Below are 6,002 nucleotides of genomic sequence, written 5' to 3'. Positions count from 1 at the left end.
GGTGAACGCGCTGATGCTGCTGCTGACCTCCTGGGTCTGCGGCAAGCTCGACCTGAGCTTCCATGTGGAGGGCTTCTGGACGGCCGTCCTCGGCGGTCTGATCGTCTCCGTCGTCTCCTGGGCCCTGCACGTGATCCTGCCGGACGAGGACTGAGCACACGATGACCTACCGCGTCTGCTTCGTGTGCACGGGCAACATCTGCCGCTCCCCGATGGCCGAATCCGTCTTCCGCGCGCGTGTGGCGGAGGCCGGGCTGGAGGGTCTGGTGGTGGCCGACAGCGCCGGAACCGGCGGCTGGCACGAAGGCGAGCCGGCCGACCCGCGCACCGTCTCGGTCCTGGACGAACACGGTTACGACAGCGCGCACACCGCCCGTCAGTTCCAGTCGGCGTGGTTCGCCCGCCTCGACCTGGTGATAGCCCTCGACACCGGTCACCTCAGGGCCCTGCGGCGGCTGGCACCCACCGAGGAGGATGCGCGCAAGATCCGCCTGCTGTCGTCCTACGACCCGGCCGCCGGCGACGACCTCGACGTACCCGACCCGTACTACGGGGGCCGGGAGGGCTTCGAGGAGTGCCTTGAGAGGGTGGAGGCGGCGAGCACCGGCCTGCTCGCCGCCGTACGGGAAGAGCTGGAAGGACGGGCCGCATGAGCGAGGGCACGAAGGACGAGGACCGTACCGGCGACGGTACGCGCGCGGTGCGGGCGGGTCTGCCCGCACCGGTCAAGCACGAGCCGACCCTGCCCGGACCGGTCTTCGCGGCGCACTTCCACCTGCCCGGCGAAGTGACGGGACCGTACCTGTACGGCCGTGACGACAACCCGACCTGGACGCTGCTGGAGCGGGCCATCGGCGAGCTGGAGGCACCCGGCCGGGAGGACGTCGAGACTCTGGTGTTCGCCTCCGGTATGGCGGCCATCTCCTCCGTGCTGTTCTCCCAGCTGCGCGCCGGGGACGCCGTCGTGCTGCCCTCCGACGGCTATCAGGTGCTGCCGATGGTCGGCGCCCAGCTGGAGGCGTACGGCATCGAGGTACGCACCGCGCCGACCGGCGGCGACGCCCAGCTGGACCTGCTGGACGGGGCGCGGCTGCTGTGGATCGAGTCCCCGTCGAACCCCGGGCTCGACGTGTGCGACATCCGGCGGCTGGCAGAGGCGGCACACGCGTGTGGCGCGCTGGTGGCCGTCGACAACACCCTCGCCACTCCGCTCGGGCAGCGCCCGCTGGAGCTGGGTGCCGACTTCTCCGTGGCCAGCGGTACCAAGCAGCTCACCGGCCACGGTGATGTCCTGCTGGGCTACGTCACCGGCCGGGACGCCGAGGCGATGGCCGCCGTACGCCGCTGGCGCAAGATCGTCGGCGCGATCTCCGGGCCCATGGAGGCGTGGCTCGCCCACCGGTCCATCGCCACGCTCCAGCTGCGCGTCGACCGGCAGAACGCCACCGCTCTCGCCGTCGCGGAGGCGATACGGCAGCGGCCCGAGGTCTGCGACCTGCGCTATCCGGGCCTGGCCGACGACCCCTCGCACAAGATCGCGACGCAGCAGATGCGCCGTTACGGCTGTGTCGTCTCGTTCACGCTGCCCACTCGTGCACGTGCCGAGCGCTTTCTCGCGGCCCTGCGCCTGGTGGAGGACGCGACGAGCTTCGGCGGGGTTCGGTCCACGGCCGAACGCCGCCGGCGCTGGGGCGGGGACGCCGTCCCGGAGGGCTTCATCCGCATGTCCGTCGGCGCGGAGGATCCCGAGGATCTGGTGGCCGACATCCTGCACGCCCTGGACGAGTCCGCCGAGTAGGCGTTTCCGCGTCCACCACCCATGCCGTCGGGGCGGTCCGAGCCTCCCGAGAATCACGCCATGGTCGTCACCCTGGTCCGCCCGAATGCGTCCCTTTCGGGCGGGGTGCACGCTGTGCGCTCACGTCGTGGCGCTTTGCGATGTTTCACGTGGAACCAGCCGGGCCACATTTCTCCCATGACCGTCCGACCCGTGGTCAAGCGCACCGCCCGTGCCGTTCTCCTGGACGGTGACGACCTGATCCTGATCAAGCGCACCAAGCCCGGCGTCGACCCTTACTGGGTCACTCCCGGTGGCGGGGTCGAGCCCGGCGACTCGACCGTCGTGGACGCCCTGCACCGGGAGGTGCACGAGGAACTCGGCGCGAAGATCGCCGACGTGGTGCCGTGTTTCGTGGACACGGTGGAGCACATCGGCGAGGACGGTGGCGCGACCGGTGTGAAGGTGCAGCACTTCTTCGTCTGCCGACTGGAGTCCATGGACCCGGCCCAGCGCCACGGCCCGGAAGTGGACGAGCCGGCCGGTGAGTACGAGATCGTCCGCATTCCCTTCACCCGCGTGGGCATCGCCTCCGTGCACCTCGTCCCGCTGTCCCTGCGCCACTACCTGGACGGGAACATCGAGGGAGTGCGCGCCATGCACGCCCCCGACCTCGGGTGACCCGGCGACTCGGCCTCCAGGCTCAACTGGCGCGAAGTCTCCACCGGCGCCGTTGTCCCGCGCAACGACGTGCTGTCAAAGTCGACGAGATGGAGTCTCGCCATGGCTTCGGAACACGTCGGACGCCGCTGTTTCACGTGAAACAGCGCTGCGGCCCGTGGACTGCGCACAGGGCCACGAGATGGCCAAAAGCACGTGCGTCTGCCGCGAAACGGGTGGACGGCGGGGGTGCCGGTCGGACAGCCTGACCTGCGTGTCAACTCCTTCCCTCGCCACTCTGCCCATCCGTCGTCTGACGCTTCGCGATCTGACTTCCTGCGCCGACCTGTCCGAAGACCGGGGGTGGCCACGCGAGGAGCACAAGTGGGGCTTCCTCCTCACAGCCGGGAAGGGATTCGGCATCGATGACCCCGACGGCGGTCTCGTCGCCGCGTGCGTGGTCACGGAGTACGGCGGATGGGGGCGGCCGGATCTCGGCGCGATCGGCATGGTGCTGGTCGCCGAACGTCATGCCCGCCTGGGTGTCGGACGCCGCCTGATGCAACACGTCGTATCAAGCATGGGGAACACTCCGCTCACCCTGCACGCCACTCCCAACGGCCGCCCCCTCTACGAGGAACTCGGCTTCAAGGCCGTGGGCCGGGCAGAGATGCTGATGGGCCGTTTCACTCCAGGCGGCCCGGACTCCGGGGCCGTCACGCGCGCTGCCACCGCGGAAGACCTGCCGGCGATCCTGCGCCTCGACGAGGAGGTGTTCGGCACCGACCGCACACCTCTCATCACCCGGTTGCCCGCCTTCGCCGACCAGTTGCGGGTGGCCGAGGAGGACGGCCGGCTCATCGGCTACGCCGCCGCCTGGCCCAACATGGACACCCATGTCGTCGGCCCGCTGATCGCCCGGGACACGGAGACCGCCAAGGCCCTCATCGCCTCACTGGCGGCCCGCACAGAGCGTCCTCTGCGTACCGACATCGACGTGCGTCACGAAGAGCTGCTGGCCTGGGCCAAGGAACGTGGGCTGACTTCGGTGGCCTTCAACTCGGTGATGACCTACGGCATCACGGACCTTCCGGGAGACTGGAGCCGGCGGTTCGCGCCGCTGACGGTCGCCGCCGGCTAAGCCCTCGTAAGACGCACGTCGGTGCCCCGCCGCTCGAAGCGGCGGGGCACCGGGGCCATGGAGGCCGACTTCGTCAGACGAGCGCCTGCACGGCTTCGGCGGCGAAGCCATGGTCCTGGTCCGGCGAGCCGCCGCCGACACCGATCGCACCGATCAGCCGGCCGTCCCGGTGGACGGGAACGCCGCCCGCGATGAACAGCAGGGGCCGGTCGAGGGCCGTGGGCAGCGTATGGAAGGGGCCGCCGGGCAGGACGGCGTCGACGAGGTCGGCCGTGGGCGCGTTCAGCTGGAAGGCCGTGTAGGCCTTACGGGTACTGGTCTCGCCGGAGATCAGCACGGCCCGGTCGTCCCGGCGGAAGGCGAGCAGGTGGCCACCTGCGTCCAGGACGGTGACGCTGACGGTGACTCCGGCGTCCTCGGCCGCCCGGCGGGCCGTGGCAACGAGCAGCTCGGCGTCCTCGGTGGTGAGCGGGGTGACTGCGGTGGTGCTCATGGAGGTGTCTCCTTTGTGGTGCTGTAGGGATGCTGCAGGGAGTGCTTGCCGTACCGAGGGAAGGCCCCGGCATGGGCGTCTGCGGGGTGACTGGTGGGGGCCCGCAGTGCGAGGGGGTCAGTGGTGGACGGGTGTCCGCTGCCCGGCCGGCGTCGCGGAGGAGACCGCACCGCTCTGCGTCCGGTCGCGGCGTTCCAGCGTGGCCGAGAGGACGGCGAGGACCAGGGCGGAAGCGGCGAGGGCGGCACCGACCCAGTTGGGGGCCGTGTAGCCGAAGCCGGCCGCGATCACCATGCCGCCGAGCCAGGCGGACAGGGCGTTGCCCAGATTGAAAGCGCCGATGTTCACTGCGGAAGCGAGGGTCGGGGCGCCGTGTGCCTGGTCCAGGACGCGCTTCTGCAGGGGCGGGACGGTGGCGAAGCCCAGGGCGCCGATCAGCGCGATGGTCACCGCAGCCGCGATCTTGTTGTGGGCGGTGAGCGTGAAGAGCGCCAGGACGACGGCCAGGGCACCCAGGGAGACGTACAGCAGGGGCATCAGGGCCCGGTCGGCGAACTTTCCGCCGATGAGGTTGCCACCGACCATGCCGAGTCCGAACAGGACCAGGAGCCAGGTGACCGAGCCGTCGGCGAAACCGGCGATGTGGGTCATCATCGGCGCGATGTAGGTGATGGCCGCGAACACGCCGCCGAAGCCGAGGACGGTCATCGCCATGGCGAGCAGGACCTGGGTGTTCTTGAAGGCGGCCAGCTCGTGCCGGAGGTGTACGCCTTCCGGGCGCGGCAGCTCGGGAACGAGCTTGGCGATACCGGCGAGACCGATCACTCCGAGGCCGGCGACGATGCCGAAGGTGACGCGCCAACCGATGCTCTGCCCGATGAGCGTGCCCAGCGGGACGCCGACGACGTTGGCGATGGTCAGACCGGTGAACATCATGGCGATCGCGCCGGCCTTCTTCTCCGGTGCGACCAGCTCGGCCGCCACGACCGAGCCGATGCCGAAGAAGGCACCGTGGGCGAGGGAGGCGATCACCCGCCCGATCAGCATGATCGCAAACGCGGGAGCCACGGCGGAGAGCAGGTTTCCGGCGATGAAGAGGCCCATCAGCAGCATCAGCATCCGCTTGCGCGGGACCTTCGTACCGAGCACTGTCATCAGCGGGGCGCCGATGACCACGCCGAGCGCGTAGCCGGTCACGAGCAGTCCGGCCGTGGGGATGGAGACCCCGAAGTCACCCGCGACCTCGGGCAGCAAGCCCATGATCACGAACTCGGTCGTCCCGATTCCGAAGGCCCCGATCGCGAGGGCCAGAAGCGCGAGAGGCATGAGGGGGTACACCTTCCCAAACGATTGCAGGAGCGCTTTGCGTTCGCTCACAATAGTTGCAGACGCGGGCTAAGTACAAGCGCCGACTATTGCGGCAGTGCTCTACTCTTGTGGTGCAGCCGTTTCCGGGACGGAGGAAAACGCCGATGACAGCGACGGACCCTGCACTCACTGCCCTCGCCCAGGGCTGGTGCGCCCTTTCTGCGCTGCACGGAAGGATCGAGGCGCACATCGAGCGCGCCCTACAGGCCGGGCACGACCTGAGCGTGCGCGAGTACTCCCTGCTGGACGTGCTCAGCAGGCAGCACGCAGGCGAGGGCGGACATCTGCAGATGAAGCAGGTTGCCGACGCGGTGGTGCTCAGCCAGAGCGCCACCACCCGACTGGTGACCCGGCTGGAGGACCGCGGCCTGCTGGAGCGTTACCTGTGCCCCACGGACCGGCGGGGCATCTACACCAACGTCACCGCGGCCGGCCTGCACCTGCTGGAGGAGGCACGGCCGACCAACGACGCCGCACTGCGAGAAGCCCTGGACGACGCCGCCAAGAGCCCTGAACTGGCTCCGCTGGTCCGGGTCGTGGAGTCGCTGAACGTGGCCACGTAG

At 69.8% G+C, this 6,002-nt stretch carries 8 protein-coding genes and 1 pseudogene; 6 read left to right on the top strand and 3 right to left on the bottom strand.

Features of this window, described 5'->3' with window-relative positions:
- From AB0B40_RS09275 to AB0B40_RS09260, 4 genes are all read left to right on the top strand, one after another.
- The coding region (locus AB0B40_RS09275) for a phage holin family protein (RefSeq protein ID WP_362263617.1) at window positions 1-154 on the top strand (154 nt) is incomplete at its 5' end.
- A 7-nt stretch (window positions 155-161) separates the two neighbouring features.
- Entirely contained in the window at window positions 162-653 is a 492-nt protein-coding gene (locus AB0B40_RS09270) for a low molecular weight protein-tyrosine-phosphatase (protein ID WP_345058875.1), read from the top strand.
- A complete protein-coding gene (locus AB0B40_RS09265; RefSeq protein ID WP_362263610.1) occupies window positions 650-1,798 on the top strand; it encodes a cystathionine gamma-lyase in 1,149 nt (382 codons plus the stop codon). The genes AB0B40_RS09270 and AB0B40_RS09265 overlap by 4 nt, the downstream gene beginning before the upstream one ends.
- A gap of 177 nt (window positions 1,799-1,975) precedes the next feature.
- The gene (locus AB0B40_RS09260) at window positions 1,976-2,458 is read left to right on the top strand and encodes an NUDIX hydrolase (protein WP_345058879.1); all 483 of its coding nucleotides are present in this window, start codon (window positions 1,976-1,978) and stop codon (window positions 2,456-2,458) included.
- A gap of 5 nt (window positions 2,459-2,463) precedes the next feature.
- Here the strand turns inward: AB0B40_RS09260 and AB0B40_RS09255 are convergent.
- Window positions 2,464-2,562, bottom strand: a pseudogene (locus AB0B40_RS09255) (hydrolase); the annotation flags it as partial.
- Between the two features lie 149 nt (window positions 2,563-2,711).
- On the opposite strand from AB0B40_RS09255, the gene AB0B40_RS09250 reads away from it, so the two are divergent.
- On the top strand, window positions 2,712-3,578 hold the full coding sequence (locus tag AB0B40_RS09250) for a GNAT family N-acetyltransferase (RefSeq protein WP_345058881.1): 867 nt from the start codon (window positions 2,712-2,714) through the stop codon (window positions 3,576-3,578).
- 73 nt (window positions 3,579-3,651) lie between these two features.
- Here AB0B40_RS09250 and AB0B40_RS09245 read toward each other — a convergent pair whose 3' ends face one another.
- On the bottom strand, window positions 3,652-4,071 hold the full coding sequence (locus AB0B40_RS09245; RefSeq protein WP_362263609.1) for a heme-binding protein: 420 nt from the start codon (window positions 4,069-4,071) through the stop codon (window positions 3,652-3,654).
- 117 nt (window positions 4,072-4,188) lie between these two features.
- Window positions 4,189-5,397: an MFS transporter gene (locus AB0B40_RS09240; RefSeq protein ID WP_362263608.1), complete on the bottom strand. Its 1,209-nt coding sequence runs from the start codon at window positions 5,395-5,397 to the stop codon at window positions 4,189-4,191.
- A 146-nt stretch (window positions 5,398-5,543) separates the two neighbouring features.
- On the opposite strand from AB0B40_RS09240, the gene AB0B40_RS09235 reads away from it, so the two are divergent.
- On the top strand, window positions 5,544-6,002 hold the full coding sequence (locus AB0B40_RS09235) for a MarR family transcriptional regulator (protein ID WP_345058887.1): 459 nt from the start codon (window positions 5,544-5,546) through the stop codon (window positions 6,000-6,002).

The sequence above is a fragment of the Streptomyces sp. NPDC042638 genome (genome assembly GCF_040647235.1).
Taxonomy (GTDB): domain Bacteria; phylum Actinomycetota; class Actinomycetes; order Streptomycetales; family Streptomycetaceae; genus Streptomyces; species Streptomyces rameus.
This window is presented reverse-complemented; position numbering and strand designations above follow the sequence as displayed.

Coding starts and splice junctions, on each gene's coding strand:
- AB0B40_RS09270 (WP_345058875.1), top strand. CDS start 162: ATGACCTACCGCGTCTGCTTCGTGTGCACGGGCAACATCTGCCGCTCC.
- AB0B40_RS09265 (WP_362263610.1), top strand. CDS start 650: ATGAGCGAGGGCACGAAGGACGAGGACCGTACCGGCGACGGTACGCGC.
- AB0B40_RS09260 (WP_345058879.1), top strand. CDS start 1,976: ATGACCGTCCGACCCGTGGTCAAGCGCACCGCCCGTGCCGTTCTCCTG.
- AB0B40_RS09245 (WP_362263609.1), bottom strand. CDS start 4,071: ATGAGCACCACCGCAGTCACCCCGCTCACCACCGAGGACGCCGAGCTG.
- AB0B40_RS09240 (WP_362263608.1), bottom strand. CDS start 5,397: ATGCCTCTCGCGCTTCTGGCCCTCGCGATCGGGGCCTTCGGAATCGGG.
- AB0B40_RS09235 (WP_345058887.1), top strand. CDS start 5,544: ATGACAGCGACGGACCCTGCACTCACTGCCCTCGCCCAGGGCTGGTGC.